The sequence below is a fragment of the Aquirufa sp. A-Brett2-W8 genome, from assembly GCF_054558755.1.
In genome coordinates this window covers 123,561-142,129 of sequence record NZ_JBPXKS010000005.1, presented here as the reverse complement: position 1 = coordinate 142,129, position 18,569 = coordinate 123,561, and the positions used below count along the sequence as shown (strand labels likewise).

Genomic DNA, 18,569 nt, shown 5'->3' with positions numbered 1-18,569 from the left:
CTTATCTACTTAAATATAAGTTTCTTTCACCGTATACTTTGCGGAAGAAATCATCTTTCAAATCATCTATGAAATAGATTGCTTCACCTGTTGACTTCATTTCTGGCCCTAATTCCATATTTACATTCGGGAATTTAGAGAAGGAGAATACCGGGATTTTGATCGCGAATCCTTTCTTTACTGGTTTGAAATTGAAATCTTTTACTTTTTTATCCCCTAGCATCACCTTCGTCGCGTAATTCACGTAAGGCTCTTGGTAAGCCTTGCAAATGAAGGGAACCGTACGAGAGGCACGAGGGTTTGCTTCGATGATGTATACCACTTCGTCCTTCACGGCGAATTGGATGTTTAATAGACCTTTGGTCTTCAAAGCCACCGCAATTTTACGGGTATGATCTTCGATTTGTTTGATCACGTGATCCGATAAATCGAATGGAGGTAATACCGAGTGCGAATCCCCCGAGTGGATACCCGCAGGCTCGATGTGCTCCATCAATCCGATAATGTACACGTCTTCTCCGTCACAGATCGCATCTGCCTCCGCCTCAATTGCATTCTCTAAGAAGTGATCTAATAAAATTTTATTGCCTGGAATATCGCGTAAGATATCCACAACATGTTGCTCTAATTCTTGTTCGTTGATCACGATTTTCATCGATTGACCTCCTAAAACGTAGGATGGACGAACAAGCAATGGATAACCTAATTCACGACCTAAAGCCGCGGCATTGTCCGCATCTTCACATACCCCAAACTTAGGGTAAGGAATTTTTAGGTCTTTTAACAAACTCGAGAACGCACCGCGGTCTTCTGCTAAATCCAAGGCTTCGAACGAAGTACCTAAGATTTTGATGCCGTATTTCGATAATTTTTCGGCTAATTTCAGGGCTGTTTGGCCGCCTAATTGAACGATAACACCTTCTGGTTTTTCGTGCTGAATGATTTCATACACATGCTCCCAGAATACCGGCTCGAAGTATAATTTATCTGCGATGTCAAAGTCCGTCGAAACTGTTTCTGGATTCGAGTTAATCATAATCGTCTCGTAGCCTGCTTCCTTCGCCGCTAAAACACCGTGAACACAAGAATAGTCAAACTCGATCCCTTGGCCGATACGGTTTGGCCCAGAACCTAAAACTACAACTTTCTTCTTCGGTGAAACAATAGATTCATTATCTAAAACCGCAGAGGCTCCTTCTTGACCAAACGTCGAGTAATAATAAGGGGTCTTCGCTTCGAATTCCGCTGCACAGGTATCTACGCATTTGTAAATACGTTTGATGCCTACCGCGTTACGCTTATCGTATACCTCTGATTCGAGGCAACGTAAGGTGTGAGCGATTTGGCGATCTGCAAAACCTTTATGCTTCGCCTCTTCTAATAATACCGTCGGGATATTGTGAATAGAGAACTTCTCCATCTCTTTTTCCACGCGCACTAAATCTTCGATTTGGTTTAAGAACCACTTATCGATTTTCGTTAATTGCTGAATTGTTTTGAACGAAATACCCAGTTTAAAGGCATCGTAGATATGGAATAAACGGTTCCAAGATGGATTCGCTAAGGAGTATAAAATGGCGTCTTGATCACGCAATTCCTTGCCATCAGCTCCCATCCCGTTCCGCTTAATCTCTAATGATTGACACGCTTTTTGAAGCGCTTCTTGGAAATTACGCCCGATACCCATGGTTTCTCCCACCGATTTCATTTGCAATCCTAACGTACGATCCGCTCCTTTGAACTTATCAAAATTCCAACGTGGCACTTTTACAATTACGTAGTCTAAAGCCGGCTCGAAATAAGCGGACGTCGTTCCCGTAATCGCATTGGTTAATTCATCTAAATTATAACCGATCGCCATTTTCGCAGCAATCTTTGCAATCGGATATCCAGTTGCTTTAGAGGCCAAAGCCGAAGAGCGTGAAACCCTTGGATTAACCTCAATCGCGATAATTTCATCTGTTTCTGGGTTCAAGGAGAACTGAACGTTACACCCTCCTGAAAACTGACCAATGGCATTCATCATCTTGATCGCACTATCGCGCATGCGTTGGTAAATCGTATCTGGAAGTGTCATCGCCGGAGCTACGGTAATCGAGTCCCCGGTGTGAATCCCCATCGGATCGAAGTTTTCAATCGAACAGATGATAATCACATTCCCTAAATTATCGCGTAAAAGCTCTAATTCATATTCTTTCCAACCCATGATGGATTGCTCAACAAGCACCTCGTGCGTAGGGGATGCATGCAAACCTTTGTTTAGCGCTGCATCAAAGTCTTTAGCTTCATGCACAAAACCTCCACCGGTTCCACCTAAGGTAAACGACGGGCGAATAACTAAAGGAAAACCTGTTTCTTGTGCAATTTCTTTTCCTTCCAGAAAAGAACGAGCTGTACGTCCTTTACAAACGCCTATCCCGATTTCAATCATCTTTAAGCGGAATTTCTCGCGATCTTCCGTCGTCTCAATAGCTGCAATGTCTACACCTATAATCTTCACTCCATATTTTTCCCAAATCCCCGCCGCATCACAATCAATCGCTAAGTTCAAGGCTGTTTGACCTCCCATAGTAGGTAAAACTGCATCAACTTGATGATTTTCTAGAATGTGAATGATGGAAGCTTTCTCTAAAGGCTTCAAATATACGTGATCCGCATTCATCGGATCCGTCATAATCGTCGCTGGATTTGAGTTAATTAAGATTACCTCAATGCCCTCTTCCTGTAAGGAACGGGCGGCTTGGGAACCAGCATAATCAAATTCACAAGCTTGACCGATCACAATGGGACCAGAACCAATAATTAGTACGGATTTAATCGAGGAATCTTTAGGCACAGGTGTTTAAATTAATTTTGAAAGGATAGGTGTTTTTGGAGGGTTTTGATTGACCTCCAAAATTGTGCAAAGTTAGGGTTTTAGGGTCGATTTGCAAAATAAAATATTGACTTTTGTCTAGGTGAGGCAGAACCCGAAAAAACCCTTATTTTTGACAAGAAATTATAGAAATCGTGATAAAAATACTAGTAGCTTTTGATGAAAATAGGGTCATTGGAAAAAACAATGAACTGATATGGCACTTGCCGGCAGATCTGAAAAGATTTAAGGCCTTAACCACGGGTCATGTCATCATCATGGGGCGCAAGACCTACGATTCCATCGGAAAACCGCTACCGAACCGAACCACGATTGTTATTTCTCGCAATCCCGCTTTGCAAATCGAAGGCGTTATCTGCACTAGCTCTATGGAAGAGGCTATTTTAAAAGCCAAGTCCCTTAGCCGAGAAGAAATTTTTATTGTAGGAGGCGCTGAAATTTATAAACTCAGCTTAGAAGTAGCCGATCAAATCTTGGTCACACAAATCCATGATATTTTCGAAGGCGATGCCTTTTTCCCAGAAATCGTGGCAGACCAATGGGAGATAACAGAAAAGGAGCGAGGCGTAACAGATGAAAAAAATCCCTACCAATACAGTTTTTTGACCTACAGCAGAAAATAATGATTCACAAAATCGATCTGAGTGCTGAAGCGATCTCCATCGACCCCTATTACCAATTCTTGCAGGATCCGGTGGCAGGGGGGATCTGCCTATTTATCGGTACCATTCGCAACAAAAATCAGGGCAAGGGCGTAAAGGCCTTAACCATGGATGCCTATCCTCCTATGGCCTTGAAGCAAATCGAATTATTGTGTGATCAGGCGGCTGCTCAATGGCCCATCGAACGAATTGCCTTAGTTCATCGAACGGGACCTTTGGAAATCGGGGATATTGCCGTATTAATCGGAGTTACGTGCATTCACCGAGCTGAAGCTTTTAAGGCTTGTGAATGGTTGATTGATACACTAAAGAAGGGCGTACCTATTTGGAAAAATGAATTTTACGAAGACGGATCCTCCTGGCTAGTCCCCCATCCCTGAAAGCATCAGGCTGCAGCCACGCATTTCGGAATTATCGAATCGGCCTAAGACTTTAAATCGAATCCCATCTTCTTCCATTGAGCCTAAATCCCGAGTTTCGATAAAGGAACAGGAATCGATGTTTCCCAAATCCGCGATTTTAATTCCCCCCGTTTTATGCGGCTGCGTTACTAAGGTGAATGGGTCGCTCACTTCGCGTAAACAAACCCGCATGGTATATGCTGGTGTAAATATGCCCTGAGAATTTGCATAAGCTTGAGAAAACAATTCCGTCATTCCGTATTCCGATGCAATCGAATCAAGCCTCATCTTTTCTTGTAAATAAGCATGCACTTTATCGCGAATCCATTCTTCGCGGCGCCCTTTCATTCCACCGGTTTCCATCACGATCAATCGATCTTTGTGCTCACTCAAAAACGATAAATCAATGCCTGAATCCACTAAATCCAATAAGCCAAAGGTCACTCCCATCAGCCAGACCTTTTTGTCCGTCGATAATGCTTCACGTAATTCAGCGGCCAACTCTTCGTATTGATTCAAATAAAAGCCTGACAACTCAGAACCTGATTCCTGGATGAAATGATCCATCATGAAGACAAGCGAGGAAGTAGAGCGCTCTAAGTAGGAGGGCAATAAGGCAAAAATATGGTAATCGCTCAATGGCCCATATTCCCGTTCAAAGGCAATTTTCGAAATTTCTTGGTAGAATTTGGGGTCGCAAACGGCGTGTTTGGAGGGGATTTGACCAGTCGTTCCCGAGCTTTCAAAAGAGAATAAAACAGGCGGAGATCCCGTTAATACCTCGTGATTTTTAAACAATTCGATAGGTAAAAAGGGGATTTCTGTCCACTGATTTACCTTTTCAGGGTCAACTCCTGATAAGTTAACGTAAGAACGGTAAAGTGGATTATGGTTCACTTGAAAACGAAAAATATCTAAAGCCATTACCTCAAAGTCGGATTCCTGCATGTGCAGAACGCGTCTTTTTAATTTTTCTCGCCACGACTCGATCGTTTGATCCATTTGATTTTACCTGATGTAGCACAAAATTAACGCAAATCATTAACTTTACTGTTGAAATTTTCAAAGGATTCGATGCGGAAATTAGCCGGCATGTTCATGATTGTCTTATTTAGTCTAGGTGCTTGTGTACAAGAACCTAGCTTCAGCTCCACGCCTGTCATTCAATTTAAGGCGATTCAGAAGATAACTAAAACGAGTAATGATGGTTTTGGCGGAACTACGAAAATTGATTCTGTCATCATGAGTATTAATTTTCAAGATGCAGAAGGGGACTTAGGACTAACTGAAGCCCAATTAAAATCCGACATCAAATACAAGGATTTTCGCAATTTCGAAGTTGCGGTATTATTACGAAAAAATGGTGTGTTTATTCCTATCACCTTTACTCCAGCTTTAGGGGGATTAATGAATTTTAATTTCAAGCCTAATCAGAAATCTGGCCCCATTGAAGGCAGTATCGATTATTCCACCCAATTCGTATATGCTTTTTATAAAGGATATAGCCCTCAGTTTACCCCTAAAAACGACACGTTAAAATTCAAGATTTTTATCCGCGACAATGCTTTCAATCAAAGCAATACGATCGAAACAGATCCCATTATCATCTTTAAAGACTAGAGACCCTTTATCTTTCGATAAATTTCAGGCTGCAGTCGATAAGTAAACATCCGCTGATCCTGTTCATCTAATTGAATATCCAAAATTTCTTCATCCACAAAAATCAAACCCAGCATTTTGGTGAAATTATCAATTAATTTCGCTCTAAACTGCCTTTGCGATTCAGGAGAACTTTTATGTTTACCAAAGAAGGCAATAATCTGATGGCCATTCACAAATCCCTGCTCGTAATTCAAAATCAAGAAGTCCAAGAACAAACGCTCATTTGCCCCTAACATAAAGCGGATAGATTTTTTCAGCTTTTTTTGCTTTAATCGTCGGTAAATTTCCACGCTCAAACCAATAAATAAGCCTCCGCCTAAAATCATCATCAACACAGAAAATTTCTCCAACCAAGAACCTTCGTCTAATGTTCCAATATATTCAGCCTCACTTAATAAGGTTTTGATGGAAACCACCGTGATCCCCGGCTCATTTATCGATGACTTCACCACATTATTCGACCAAATTAAGGAATCCCCGCTTGCATGTAAATAGGCCTCTTTATCATCACCCCTTTGCGCATTTAAATAGATTCGATGCGGGTTTTTCCATTGATAAACTTTGAAATCAACCTCTAAGTCAATAAAAAACATGGTATCATAAGCAAAATTTTTATTCGGCTTATCTGTAATAATAAAGTACCGACCATTAAATAAAAATGGCTTCGTTTCCTTGGAATCCAAGAAATTCAATACCGTTGGTAATTTTATTTCCCCTAAGCGACTGAATTTTTGATTAAAGAAATCATATTCATAAATACCGTAATCGCGATTAAATGCCATCTTCTTTTCGGTATCATTCATTTCCACGGTACTTAAGAGATAGAATCTGTCCTTTTTAGTGGAATAGCCTGCAAATCCATCGAATATAGCTGCAGGAACATCGCCATCGGCTGCGATACTCAACCACTCTTTGGCTAAAAAATCATATTTTGTTATCAAATTAGTAGACCTCCAAAAGCCATAACCACCAAAGGAATAAATATCATCCCCCCGCATAAATACGGTGCTTAAACAATTTGAACCTCGGTGAAAGGTCTGATCTAGTCGCTTCAATGTCCAAGTAGACTTATCTAGTTCATACACCTGACCCGTACAATGTATGGTTACATAGTACTTTGATGATTGGTTAATTTGAAATTCATGAATACCTTCAGAACTAGGTAAAATATCTTTAAAATCTACACCAATCGAATTGATTGTATCTAATTTAGCCCATCCAGTGGAGGGCTTATACCTGTCTATTTCGTGTGTAACTAAGTGTAAACGTAAAAAATTAACAGATTTATCCTCCTGCCATTTGATGTACTGAGCCTCCCCTTTAAAGGCAAAAATGAGAAACAGAAAGAGGAGTAGGCTTGCTTTTTTTAGCATGTTATTGTGGTTGCTTCCCCAAAAATAACTAATTTTGTAAATTAACAAGTTTATTTAGTATTCAACGCATGACATTACACCGAGAAGGACGAACCTTATTAATCACATCATTACTTATTGTCCTGGTCATCAATGGCCTGGTAGCCAATTTCTTTCCGGAAAATGTTTTCTTGAGAGAAACGATCGTGGTGATTACGTCTCTTTTCTATTTTATCATCCTGCAATTTTTTCGTGTTCCCCAGCGCCATACCGAACTGAACCCTACACATATCATCGCTCCGGCAGATGGAAAAGTGGTTGTCATTGAAGAAACGGTAGAAACAGAATATTTTAAAGGCCCGCGTCGTCAGGTTTCGATCTTCATGTCCCCTTTAAATGTGCACATAAACTTCAACCCCATCTCTGGGATTGTTTCTTATTTCAAATACCATCCAGGAAAATTCTTAGTGGCTTGGCATCCAAAGTCGAGTACAGAAAACGAGCGAACTACCTATGTGGTGAAGCACGATAACGGTACGGAAGTTCTTTTCCGCCAGATCGCGGGAGCATTAGCGAAACGTATTTGTTGGTATGCTAAAGAAGGGGATTCGGTTGTTCAAGGCACGGAGTTTGGCTTTATTAAATTTGGTAGCCGTATCGATATCTATTTGCCTTTAGACGCAGAAATTTGTGTGAATATCGATGATAAACCCGTAGGCGGCGAAACGGTTATTGCTAAATTAGCTTAAAACCAAGAAGTCCAAGACTCCTCAATCAATCCGATAATTTTTTCAAGACCTTGCTGATCTACTTCAGAAAAGTCCGCTAATTGATCTGAATCCAGATCAAACACCAGCACGACTTCCCCATTCACAATAGCGGGTAAAACAATCTCTGATTTCGAGGCAGACGCACAAGCAATATGACCGGGGAAGGCCTCCACATCTGGAACTAAAACCGTTTCTTTCGTCGTATAGGCGTGCCCGCAGACTCCCTTGTGAAATGGAATTCGGGTACAGGCAACTGGACCTTGAAAAGGCCCTAAGACTAATTGATTTTCCTTGGTGAGATAGAAACCTACCCAGAAAAAACCGAATACCTCGTGAACTGCCGCTGCAATATTTGCTAGGTTCGCGTATTTATCTGTTTCTCCAGCTAAGAGTGAATGAATTTGAGGGAATAAGGCGGCGTATTTCTCTTCACGAGTGCCATCGATTTTGACTAGATCTTCTGCCATATTATACAAAATAACGTTGTAGCCAGGTGTTATCCGCTCTTTGTAACCAGCCCGAGCGGTAAGTGCCTAGCGATTCTGTTTGAAGGGGGATTACCTGTTGCGAAGGAGTCAAAACGGGATTGTTTTTCAAAGCGGTCATAGGTAAAAGTGTTACCTCATTACCTTCCACGACTGCCGTACTGCGATCGAAGAAATCAATACCTAAACTTACGCCCATCTCCTTGAACCAGCGCGTAGAGGCATCAATCGAGCAGCCAGACGCGGCGTTAATCGTTTCATCTACAGCGATGACAATCACTTGCTGAAAACGTATCTCAAAAGAGGCATTTAGACCCGCACCATGCGCTGCCCATTGAGTTAAAGACGGAACTAGATAGTCTTGAATTGCCTGAATTTCAGAAGCAGAGAAAGATCGATTCGCTTGATAGACCCATACGCGGGAATGATCGGGCATTTGCTCAAAAGGTAAATACATAAGATTACATGGATTGATGCACTAATTCAGCTAAATCTACTACTTGGATATGTTTTTCTTTTCCTACTTTATTCAAGCCATCTTGGACCATGACCATGCAGAAAGGGCAAGCTAAGGCGACTTTGCTGACGCCTGAATCCACCATTTCTTGCACTCTTTTCACTTGTACGTCATCGCCACCGGCTTCGGGTTCTTTGAAAACCTGTGCTCCACCGGCTCCACAGCAGAGTCCTTTTGTTCTACAACTTTTCAGCTCGATTAGTTCCTTTTTTAATCCGGAAATAATTTCGCGAGGGGCCTCGTAGACGCCATTTCCTCTGCCTAAATAGCAGGAATCGTGGTAGGCTACTTGTTCTACTGAAGCATCTTCAGCTGTTTTTATTTTTCCTGAGCTGATTAATTCTGCCAAAAGCTGGCTGTGGTGAATCACCTCATAATTTCCGCCTAAACTAGGGTATTCGTTTTTCAAGGTATTGAAACAATGCGGGCAGGCCGTAACAATCTTCTTTACCGCGTATAAATTTAGTACCTCGATGTTAGCCATTGCCTGCATTTGGAACAAAAACTCATTCCCTGCTCTCCTAGCTGGATCACCTGTGCAAGATTCTTCCGTCCCTAAGACCGCGAAACTGATACCTACTTTTTGTAGGATTTCAGAGAAAGCCCGCGTCACTTTTTTATGGCGATCATCGAAAGAGCCTGCGCAACCTACCCAAAAAAGAAATTCCGGCTGCTCCCCCGCTGCGGCGAATTCAGCCATCGTTTTAATCTTCTCCATTATTCTTTTGCTGCTCCCGCATTTGCGTAACCGTTAGTCTGCTACCATCGTCACTCCAACCTGGAGGCCCGAAAACATAACCGAATACGGATGTAATACTTTTCGCATGCCAAACATCTTTCGCCATCTGCACCCATTCATAGAACGCAATCTTAGCTGGATTATAACTTTCAATTTGCTTCGTTAAACCATAGGTAGGTCGTTGATTTTCAGCGACAAATGATCCAAACATCCGATCCCATATAATCAGCACTCCGGCATAATTCGTATCTAAATAATTCAAATCTATACCGTGATGCACCCGGTGATGTGACGGCGTATTTAAGATATATTCAAACCAGCGTGGCATCTTATTAATCAACTCCGTATGAATCCAGTATTGATAAAGTAAACTGGTCTGCTGGAAGAAAATCACAATGAATGGATGGACTCCCACTAGAGGTAACCAGAGCCAAAAAACAAAACCGCCCGACAAATTTCCCGTCCAAGTTTGACGTAGAGCTGCAGCTAAATTATACTTAGGAGACGAATGGTGAACCACGTGAGAGGCCCAGTAAAAACGAATCACATGTGAAATACGATGAACGCAATAATACGTTAAATCCTCCGCAAAAAAGGCGAAAACCCAAACCGGCCAGCTTTGGCCTAAATCAAACAATTTCCAATTCGTATAAACATAAAATGACGCGCCTATGGTAATCGCCTTCGTCACAAAACCAACCCCTAAATTTCCTAATCCTAAACCAATCGAGGTCATCGAATCCTTTGCCTCTACTAAATCACGTTGCATTTTATAAACGATATAGGATTCCAATAAGACCGTAAAAAGGAAAAAAGGTACCGCGTATAAAATTAAAGTAGGTTCCATATTAGTTTAGTTTAACCACATTTCGTAAAAATAACTCAGATGACGCGATCGGTTTATCTGTCAATTTGCCTAATAAATTAGACGTTATCACGTGATTTCCAGAATTAGGAAAAGCCTCCGACTTTTTCAAACCAACTGGCGTGCCTAATTGTTCAAACATCTCTTTCATCGCATCCACGGAAACCACCACATCTTGGTGCGCCTCATCTTTGTAATAATACCCCATAAAAACAGGAATTTTTACTTTTTCAAAGACTTCTTTTGTCATGGCGTGCGTTAACAAATTTTGAACCGCGACCACACCTTCTAGGCGATAATGCAAGCTCCAATTCTCCGCATGACCTGGAGCCATGACCGCAATATCGCGGTAATCGCTTCCTGTTATCAAATGTGCTAATTGTAATCCCCAAGGATTATCTAGCAAGGTGGCATTCGGATCTTTAATGGCAATGCAGGGCCCGTAAAGCATCAAGGCCTTGATTTCTGGGTGATTCGCAGCTAAAACCAGCGACATCGCTCCGCCGAAAGACGTCCCCAAAACAACCACCTCGTCGCCTAATTTCTTCGCGATAGCATAGTAGTTTTCAACGCTTTGGTAATACTCATCCGCCGTCACCGTCGCGTAGGTGGAATCGGAATCTGGCACCCCGTGTCCCGCCACGCGAGCTAATAATAGATTCGCCCCGAAATGCTGAGCCACCTCACGATGCAAAGGATCACCTTCCATCGGCGATGCAGAGAAACCGTGCACATACATAAAGACGATTTTGGTCTTTTTAGGTTGAGCTGAATCTGCCCAAATGATGCGCGCCTCATTCCCTGGCTTCAAAACCGTCTTCGATTCTTTAGCAGCAATGTAAGCGTCAATCGCACGGGAAGAATCCGGAATGTCCGTCCAGCTGGCGCTAGGCGTTAGCATGGGTGTCTCTGGTTTAGGGCCTAAAAAATAGGCCGCTATTAATACCGCCAGGAGGATTACTACTTTTTTCATAGCTTATTCTTTTGCCCAATTCAAACGATCGGCAGGGTTAAATTTCCAAGGACTTTGGTTCGTCTCCACATTCGCAAACATCGCATTCCAAGCACCTGGTGCATCCGAAAGCTCCATAATCTGGAAGCGACGCATTTCTAAGATGATACTTAACGGGGAAAGCTCCATCGGGCAGGCCTCTACACAAGCTTGACAAGAAGTACAAGCTCGCAATTCCTCACCTGAAATTCGATCAAATAAGGATTTTCCATCATCGACAAAAGCCCCCTTATTCGCCTTCAAAATTCCACCCACCTCTTCTAAGCGATCCCTCGTATCCATCATAATTTTGCGTGGAGAGAGCGCTCGACCTGTTTGATTCGCTGGACATTGCTCCGTGCAACGGCCACATTCCGTACAGGAATAGGCATCTAAGGCATTCTTCCAGGTTAAATCCATCACATCCTTAGCACCAAACTTTGCGGTTGTTACCGCTTGTTCTTCTACCGGCTGGCCTAACATCAATTTCACTTCATGCGTTACCGAGGGCATCGCGGACATCATCGCAGACGACTCTAAACTGGAAAAATACGCGGAAGGAAAAGCAAAAAAGATGTGTAAATGCTTCGAGTAGGTCACATATAAAGCAAAGGACAAAATACCAATGATGTGAAACCACCAGGCGCCCCGTTCTAAAATCTGGAGAGCCTCCGTAGAAAGCGTCGATAAAAGCCCAGTAAATTGACCCGAGATCACGAACGATCCCACCGGCTGGTAATGCTCCACGCCTCTAGTTTGCAAAACCGCATCCGCACCATTCATCGTCCACAAAGCCATCATTAAAATGACCTCGATGAGTAAAATCTGATAGGCATCTTTAACGGGAAAACCAGCTAACTCCTTATGATTGGAAGCCTGAAGTCGCGCAGTATGAAACACGCCACGACGAAGGAAAAAGAATAAACAAGCCGCAAAAACACCACCAGCTAAGAGCTCGAAAAAATTCATCAAACCGGAATAGAAAGATCCTAAAAACGGCGCAAAAAGACGGTGTGTTCCTAAAATACCATCCAATACGATCTCCAAAACTTCGATATTAATTAGAACAAATCCAATGTAAATCAGGACGTGAAAAAAGCCAACGACGGGCTTAGAGAACATTTTCTTTTGACCGAAAGCTAATAAAGCCATTCGTTTAAATCGTTCAGAAGGTTGGTCCGATAATTCCACCGGACGAGCTAACCGAATCGTTTGAATAATAAGAGAAAAACGCTGAAAAATCAGGTAAGACATTCCCCCTAAAAGGGCGATAAATAGTATCTGAGGCAAATAAGTCATCGTTGATGTAGAAAGTACATAAATGTAAAAAAAATCTACGATAATTCCTTTTTCAAAAAGCGTCCCGTGTGACTATCTTTCTCTTTAGCAATCTGCTCCGGAGTTCCGCTAGCTAGCAATTGCCCTCCGGCATTTCCGCCTTCAGGACCCATGTCGATCAAGTAATCAGCTACTTTAATCACGTCCATATTGTGTTCGATGATTAAGATCGTATTTCCTTTATCGACTAATTTCTGCAACACATCTAATAATAGGCGCACATCCTGAAAGTGCAAACCTGTCGTAGGTTCATCTAAGACGTATAATGTCTTTCCCGTATCTTTTTTAGACAATTCCTCGGCCAGTTTCACCCGTTGCGCTTCGCCACCTGACAAGGTCGTCGCGTGTTGACCTAAGGTAATATAACCTAAACCTACTTCGGATAAAGTTTGCACGCGACGGAAGATCCGGGGTTGGTTTTCGAAGAATTCCAAAGCTTGCTCCACTGTCATATCTAATATATCCGAGATTGACTTCCCTTTGAATCGAACCTCTAACGTCTCGCGATTAAAGCGCTTTCCTTTACACGTTTCGCATTCCACTAAAACATCAGGTAAGAACTCCATCTCAATCTTCTTGCGACCCGCTCCTTCGCAGCTTTCACAGCGACCACCCTTCACGTTAAAGCTAAAACGCCCGGCTTTGTATCCGCGAATCTTGGATTCCGGTAATTCACAATAGAGCGTACGAATATCACTATACATATTGGTATAGGTAGCCGGATTAGAACGAGGGGTGCGGCCGATGGGACTTTGGTCCACCTCAATCACTTTATCGATATTTTCCAACCCAACAATCGACTTATAGGGCATCGCATCTCGCTTCGTCCGATCGAAATGCTGCTTTAATTTCAATACAAGGGTATCGTGAATCAAGGTTGATTTACCAGAACCGGAAACTCCCGTCACCACGGTCAAAGTCCCTAAAGGAAATTTCACCGAAACATTTTTTAAATTATTACCCGTTGCGCCCTTTAATTCAATGGTCAATCCATTGCCTTTTCGGCGAACAGATGGAATCGCAATCTCGAGCGCCCCATTTAAATAAGCCGAGGTAGGCGTCTTTAATTTCAAAAAATCGGCCGGTGTTCCTGCCCCCACGACATTTCCTCCGTGACGACCCGCGCCAGGTCCTATATCCAAAAGATAATCCGACGCCAGCATCATGTCTTTATCATGTTCCACAACTAAAACCGAATTGCCTAAATCACGTAAATCCTTTAATGCCTGGATTAATTTTTCATTATCCCGTTGGTGCAAACCGATACTCGGTTCGTCCATAATATATAAAACGCCGACCAGCTGAGTCCCTATCTGCGTCGCTAAACGAATCCGTTGCGCTTCGCCACCCGACAGACTTTTCATCGGTCGATCGAGGGTTAAATAGGTTAAGCCGATTTGAGTTAAAAAGCCTACGCGTTTTCTGATCTCTTTCAATACTTCCACCCCGATCTGTTGTTGGCGATTGCTCATCCGCGCTTCCACGGTAGAGAACCAGATCTCCAGCTCGGTGATATCCATTTGGGCTAATTGACCAATGTGTTTATCTGCAATGCGGAAATGCAAGGATTCTTTCTTTAAACGATAGCCATCGCAATCCGGACATTTTTTAATAATCATAAAATCCTTCAACCAGTCTTGGGTCTTTTCCGAACCTGATTCCTGCTGGCGTTTTAGGAAATTAACGATACCATCGTATTTTGTATTCCACTCCGTTCCTTCATATTTCTTAGAGGGTACAGCAACCGGATCATCGGAACCATAGAGCATTAACTCCACTGCCTCCGCTGGGAACTTAGCGATGGGAGTAGAAAGACCTACTTTGAAGGGCTTTAAGAGCACCTCTAGCTGCTTGAATATCCACAGCTCCCGGTATTCTCCGATCGGCGCAATCGCACCGCGGATAATGCTTAATGAACGATCCGGAATCACCGAATCTTCTGTAATTTCTTCCACCACACCCAAACCATTGCAGCAAGGGCAAGCGCCATAAGGGCTGTTAAACGAGAAGGTATTCGGGGCCGGTTCATCGTAAGATAAGCCCGTCGCCGGATCCATTAAGGTTTGGGAGAAGTAATGTAATTTATGTGCGGCATCGAGGACATAGACTTGTCCCTTGCCTTGGTTCATGGCTGTTTGCAAGCTTTGGGATAAACGCAAACGTTCGTCTTCCCCTACCACTAAACGGTCCACTACGATTTCAATATCGTGGACTTTAAATCGATCCACCTGCATCTTCGGTTCGATGTCCATAATCTCCCCATCCACACGCACTTTCGTATAACCCCATTTCGCGATTTGCACGAATAATTCGCGGTAATGCCCTTTCCGGCCTTTGACTACGGGCGCGAGTAAAACAACTTTCCCTTTATTGAATTGCGTTAATAAGGTCTCGATGATTTGATCGACAGATTGCTTCACCATTTTCTCCCCAGACAAGTAAGAAAAGGCCTCCCCAGCACGCGCGTACAATAGACGCAAGAAATCATAGATTTCGGTAGTCGTTCCTACGGTAGAGCGGGGGTTTTTAGAGGTGGTCTTTTGTTCGATGGAGATCACCGGCGAAAGACCTTCGATCTTGTCTACATCCGGACGCTCCATGTTTCCTAGGAAGGAGCGGGCGTAGGCGGAGAAGGATTCCATGTAGCGCCTTTGGCCCTCTGCATAAATCGTATCAAAGGCTAAAGATGATTTCCCTGAACCAGAAATACCCGTCACCACCACGAGCTGATTGCGCGGAATGGAAACGTCAATATTCTTTAAATTATGCTCACGCGCACCCAACACTTGAATGTGGGTAAATCCGGTAGAATCTGACGCTTTTGAAGCCATAGTTTGGGAATCGTTCGATCTGCAAAGGTACAAAAAAAGAGGCTGCCCTTAAAGGGGCAGCCTCAAACTAATTTAAATATTTCTTATTTGTTCAACCATTCGTCAAACGTAATGCTTACATAGTAAATGCTACCCACTAATGGGTTAGCCCAACCAGTTGTATAAGCAACACCGCCTAAGTTCGTACCACCTACTTTGATGATCGACTTAATCTGCGATACTTTCTTACTCACTTGCATATCAAACGTTGTGAATGCAGGGATAACTGACAATTGTTGTTGGTTGACTACTTGGTTTACAATAGATGATTGCCAAACAAATTGATCTTGGTATCTCCAAGTCGCATTGAAGCCCCATCCTGAATTTCCGATGTTACGATTTCCTAAAGAAACGTTTGTACGGTAGTTCGGAGTGTTGAAACCTAATTGATAATCAGCTAATCCACCATTATCTTTCACTGAATTATAAGAAACGTTAGTTCCTAATGCCCAACGATGTCCTAAGTCATAGTCAATGCCTAAACCCCAACCATTAGTCGCCACTTCGTTATCCACGTTAGATGGGAAAGAGAAGTAGTTTAATGTTCCTGCCAAAGTCGTGCTAGGTTGCGCTACCACCTGACCAGCAGAGAAATTAGTGAAGTTGGATTGGTAAGCATAGAAGTCAACAAACATTTGAGGAGTAATCATTCCTTTATAACCTAATTCAAATGTTTGAACCTGCTCTGGCTTCCAAGCCTTAGACTTATAAACAACCCATTTAGATGGATCCGTTTGATTAGCTAAGATCGAATTTAAGGTATATGAGTTACCCGATAATTTGTAACGATCTTGAACTACGGCTAAACCCCCTAATAAACGAGCAGATGGAGTTAACAAGTTAATGTATTGATCCTGCGTGGTAGGGATACGGAAACCTGTTTGTAAGGACGCACGGAAGTTCGACGTTCCTTGAGTTAATACCCCAGAAATACGTGGGCTAAATTGTCCTTCAAAGTTCTCATTCTTATCATAACGAACCGATCCTGTTATCTTCAAGTGATCTGCAAATAACTTCTTAGAAGCTTGTGCATATGCACCATATTCATTGATCGAAAATTCTTTGCCATCATCCGTTAATGCGAATAATGAACCTTCAGAGTTTAGCGCATATTGACGGTAGTTTGCACCTACGATCAATTCAATTTTGTTATTTAATTTCTCTGACAAGTTATACATACCCTCTAAGTGATAAAGAGCAGACTTGTCTGTAAACTTAGCACCTGCCGGTAAAGGTTTCCCCTTAATTGCTTCTAGAGCTGCTTTAAATCCAGCTGATCCGGGCACTAAACGACCTACATCAGATGCCGCGCGAGCAGCTCCATGGTAGGTAGGGAATGCTGCTTGTGTACTACCAATAGCTAAGCCTACGGCTGATGCTGGCGCTACACCTTGTAAAAGGTTAGTTTGTAATACTGTTCCAAAGTTTGTCAATGCCAAACCTGCGAAAGTGGAGAAGTATTGAGGGTACCAAACAGTCGATGGCTTAGCTGCCTCATTTACTAATTGACCTAAAGTTCCTGTTGCATACGCATCACCTGAATTTTCTTGAGTTGTATAGGCACGAACGAAGAAGTTAGATCCTTTTAATTCCGCTTTATATTGTCCCATAGAGAAATTCTTGATCGAATAACGATCAGCACCTGTATACATCGTTGTACCTTGACCATAAGAACCTTGCAAGATTAACTCGACATTATCGTTAAAACGATAGTGTAAGGCTGCATTGAATTTGATGTTGCGATTATTGTAAGATGCTAAATCACGCTCCGCATATCCCTCACGAGAGATGTTCACGTTAGGAACAATGTAACCTAAGATAGCCGATGGAGTTAACAAGCCACCTGTAGCCGCTGAAATTTGATTAATACCTGCTGTCAATGGATTCGTAGGAACCCCTAATAAAGGCCTCAATGAAGTCAACATATTCACGTTCGTCTCATCACCAAAAACACTAATTCCATTATAAGCTAAGTTTGTTCCACGAGAACCTGGCCCTAAAACAGTTCCATTCAATAATGATTGATCACGTGTATCAGTTGATTGCCAGTCCTCAGCCGTTAATTGATTAAAGTTTACTTTGAAAGCCACTTTGTTATTAAATACTTTCGCAAAACGAATCGAGATATCTCCATAAGGAGTCAATGCCTCAGAAGGATTTCTATCATACTTTGCTTCACGATTACTTGCATACATGGCTCCCGTTTTCACTTGAGCTGATAAACCTTGGTATAAGAAAGGTGATTTAGAATCCATTAAGATAATCCCGTTCATCGCGTTAGGGCCATATAGTGCCGATGCCGCTCCTGGTAATAAATCAACCGACTGTAAATCCAATTCTGAGATACCTACGATGTTACCTACTGAGAAGTTCAAACCTGGTGCTTGGTTATCCATACCGTCGATCAATTGAACCACACGTACGTTACCGTTGCTATTAAATCCACGCATACCGATAGACGAGAATGACACGGATTGAGAACTTACCTCCACTCCTTTAATATTACGTAGTGCATCGTAGAAAGACGCTGCCGGTGTTTCACGAATCGCGCGAATATCCATACGTTCTACTGAAACAGGGGATTGCATCACACTTTCCTCCACACGAGAAGCAGAAACGACTACATCTTGAGCTAAAGTGGCTTGCTCTTTTAAAGCAACCTGAAAATCTGTTTTGTTCCCTTTTACTGCAATTTCTTGACGCTCATAACCCACCATCGTTACGACGATAGTTAAAGCACCTGCTTTGTTTGTTGATAAGGAGAAATTTCCTCTCGCATCTGTAATAGTTCCAGTTACGGCTCCTTTAACACCGATACTAACACCGATTAACGGCTCCTTAGAATCTGCATCCATTACCTTTCCGCCTATTTTAGTCTGAGCGAAGGCCGAAGCACTTAAGAACAGAATCAGCGCAAGGCTAGGTAAAATCTGTTGTACAATTTTTTTCATGATGGGTGTTTTTTAATGACACATTTTGTTTTGAGTACTCGAATTAAAACAAAAATAAAGAACATTTTACTTTCTATCACTATTCGCTTAT

General features: G+C 42.5%; 15 protein-coding genes. 4 read left to right on the top strand and 11 right to left on the bottom strand.

What is annotated here, in order from left to right; all coding sequences use genetic code 11:
- Nucleotide 1: 1 nt before the first annotated feature.
- Nucleotides 2-2,836 (bottom strand): carbamoyl-phosphate synthase large subunit, encoded by a 2,835-nt coding sequence (carB, locus tag ACST13_RS05750; RefSeq protein WP_459522263.1) that lies wholly within the window; start codon nt 2,834-2,836, stop codon nt 2-4.
- Between the two features lie 173 nt (nt 2,837-3,009).
- Here carB and ACST13_RS05745 point away from each other — a divergent pair, with 173 nt between their 5' ends.
- On the top strand, nt 3,010-3,498 hold the full coding sequence (locus ACST13_RS05745; RefSeq protein WP_459522262.1) for a dihydrofolate reductase: 489 nt from the start codon (nt 3,010-3,012) through the stop codon (nt 3,496-3,498).
- Nucleotides 3,498-3,917, top strand: coding sequence for a molybdenum cofactor biosynthesis protein MoaE (locus ACST13_RS05740; protein WP_459522261.1), 420 nt, complete (start codon nt 3,498-3,500; stop codon nt 3,915-3,917). Before ACST13_RS05745 ends, ACST13_RS05740 begins: the two co-directional genes overlap by 1 nt.
- Here ACST13_RS05740 and ACST13_RS05735 read toward each other — a convergent pair.
- A complete protein-coding gene (locus ACST13_RS05735) occupies nt 3,900-4,940 on the bottom strand; it encodes a long-chain-fatty-acid--protein ligase (protein WP_459522260.1) in 1,041 nt (346 codons plus the stop codon). The two genes, ACST13_RS05740 and ACST13_RS05735, sit on opposite strands and share 18 nt — an antisense overlap.
- A 72-nt stretch (nt 4,941-5,012) precedes the next feature.
- Here ACST13_RS05735 and ACST13_RS05730 point away from each other — a divergent pair, with 72 nt between their 5' ends.
- The gene (locus tag ACST13_RS05730; protein ID WP_459522259.1) at nt 5,013-5,558 is read left to right on the top strand and encodes a hypothetical protein; all 546 of its coding nucleotides are present in this window, start codon (nt 5,013-5,015) and stop codon (nt 5,556-5,558) included.
- Here ACST13_RS05730 and ACST13_RS05725 read toward each other — a convergent pair.
- Nucleotides 5,555-6,973, bottom strand: coding sequence for a hypothetical protein (locus ACST13_RS05725; protein WP_459522258.1), 1,419 nt, complete (start codon nt 6,971-6,973; stop codon nt 5,555-5,557). The genes ACST13_RS05730 and ACST13_RS05725 overlap by 4 nt on opposite strands.
- A 68-nt stretch (nt 6,974-7,041) precedes the next feature.
- Between ACST13_RS05725 and ACST13_RS05720 the strand changes: the two genes are divergently transcribed.
- Nucleotides 7,042-7,701, top strand: a complete 660-nt coding sequence (locus ACST13_RS05720) for a phosphatidylserine decarboxylase family protein (RefSeq protein ID WP_459522257.1) — start codon at nt 7,042-7,044, stop codon at nt 7,699-7,701.
- On the opposite strand, the gene ACST13_RS05715 is transcribed toward ACST13_RS05720, so the two are convergent.
- The 8 genes from ACST13_RS05715 to ACST13_RS05680 form a co-directional block, all read right to left on the bottom strand.
- Entirely contained in the window at nt 7,698-8,189 is a 492-nt protein-coding gene (locus ACST13_RS05715) for a GAF domain-containing protein (protein WP_459522256.1), read from the bottom strand. The genes ACST13_RS05720 and ACST13_RS05715 overlap by 4 nt on opposite strands.
- Nucleotide 8,190: 1 nt before the next feature.
- Nucleotides 8,191-8,664 carry a hypothetical protein gene (locus ACST13_RS05710; protein WP_459522255.1) on the bottom strand — a complete coding sequence of 158 codons (474 nt, stop codon included), beginning with the start codon at nt 8,662-8,664 and terminating at the stop codon, nt 8,191-8,193.
- A 4-nt stretch (nt 8,665-8,668) separates the two neighbouring features.
- Entirely contained in the window at nt 8,669-9,442 is a 774-nt protein-coding gene (locus tag ACST13_RS05705) for a (Fe-S)-binding protein (RefSeq protein ID WP_459522254.1), read from the bottom strand.
- The gene (locus ACST13_RS05700; RefSeq protein WP_459522253.1) at nt 9,429-10,310 is read right to left on the bottom strand and encodes a sterol desaturase family protein; all 882 of its coding nucleotides are present in this window, start codon (nt 10,308-10,310) and stop codon (nt 9,429-9,431) included. Before ACST13_RS05700 ends, ACST13_RS05705 begins: the two co-directional genes overlap by 14 nt.
- A 1-nt stretch (nt 10,311) precedes the next feature.
- Entirely contained in the window at nt 10,312-11,301 is a 990-nt protein-coding gene (locus ACST13_RS05695; RefSeq protein WP_459522252.1) for an alpha/beta hydrolase, read from the bottom strand.
- 3 nt (nt 11,302-11,304) lie between these two features.
- Nucleotides 11,305-12,618 carry a 4Fe-4S dicluster domain-containing protein gene (locus ACST13_RS05690; protein ID WP_459522251.1) on the bottom strand — a complete coding sequence of 438 codons (1,314 nt, stop codon included), beginning with the start codon at nt 12,616-12,618 and terminating at the stop codon, nt 11,305-11,307.
- A gap of 35 nt (nt 12,619-12,653) precedes the next feature.
- Nucleotides 12,654-15,488: an excinuclease ABC subunit UvrA gene (uvrA, locus tag ACST13_RS05685; RefSeq protein WP_459522250.1), complete on the bottom strand. Its 2,835-nt coding sequence runs from the start codon at nt 15,486-15,488 to the stop codon at nt 12,654-12,656.
- A gap of 83 nt (nt 15,489-15,571) precedes the next feature.
- Nucleotides 15,572-18,478 carry a TonB-dependent receptor gene (locus ACST13_RS05680; RefSeq protein ID WP_459522249.1) on the bottom strand — a complete coding sequence of 969 codons (2,907 nt, stop codon included), beginning with the start codon at nt 18,476-18,478 and terminating at the stop codon, nt 15,572-15,574.
- Between the last annotated feature and the right edge of the window lie 91 nt (nt 18,479-18,569).

What these genes read in the sequence shown, in the direction of transcription:
- ACST13_RS05740 (WP_459522261.1), top strand. Translation starts at nt 3,498, where the DNA reads ATGATTCACAAAATCGATCTGAGTGCTGAAGCGATCTCCATCGACCCC.
- ACST13_RS05735 (WP_459522260.1), bottom strand. Translation starts at nt 4,940, where the DNA reads ATGGATCAAACGATCGAGTCGTGGCGAGAAAAATTAAAAAGACGCGTT.
- ACST13_RS05730 (WP_459522259.1), top strand. Translation starts at nt 5,013, where the DNA reads ATGCGGAAATTAGCCGGCATGTTCATGATTGTCTTATTTAGTCTAGGT.
- ACST13_RS05725 (WP_459522258.1), bottom strand. Translation starts at nt 6,973, where the DNA reads ATGCTAAAAAAAGCAAGCCTACTCCTCTTTCTGTTTCTCATTTTTGCC.
- ACST13_RS05720 (WP_459522257.1), top strand. Translation starts at nt 7,042, where the DNA reads ATGACATTACACCGAGAAGGACGAACCTTATTAATCACATCATTACTT.
- ACST13_RS05715 (WP_459522256.1), bottom strand. Translation starts at nt 8,189, where the DNA reads ATGGCAGAAGATCTAGTCAAAATCGATGGCACTCGTGAAGAGAAATAC.
- ACST13_RS05710 (WP_459522255.1), bottom strand. Translation starts at nt 8,664, where the DNA reads ATGTATTTACCTTTTGAGCAAATGCCCGATCATTCCCGCGTATGGGTC.
- ACST13_RS05705 (WP_459522254.1), bottom strand. Translation starts at nt 9,442, where the DNA reads ATGGAGAAGATTAAAACGATGGCTGAATTCGCCGCAGCGGGGGAGCAG.
- ACST13_RS05700 (WP_459522253.1), bottom strand. Translation starts at nt 10,310, where the DNA reads ATGGAACCTACTTTAATTTTATACGCGGTACCTTTTTTCCTTTTTACG.
- ACST13_RS05695 (WP_459522252.1), bottom strand. Translation starts at nt 11,301, where the DNA reads ATGAAAAAAGTAGTAATCCTCCTGGCGGTATTAATAGCGGCCTATTTT.
- ACST13_RS05690 (WP_459522251.1), bottom strand. Translation starts at nt 12,618, where the DNA reads ATGACTTATTTGCCTCAGATACTATTTATCGCCCTTTTAGGGGGAATG.
- uvrA (WP_459522250.1), bottom strand. Translation starts at nt 15,488, where the DNA reads ATGGCTTCAAAAGCGTCAGATTCTACCGGATTTACCCACATTCAAGTG.
- ACST13_RS05680 (WP_459522249.1), bottom strand. Translation starts at nt 18,478, where the DNA reads ATGAAAAAAATTGTACAACAGATTTTACCTAGCCTTGCGCTGATTCTG.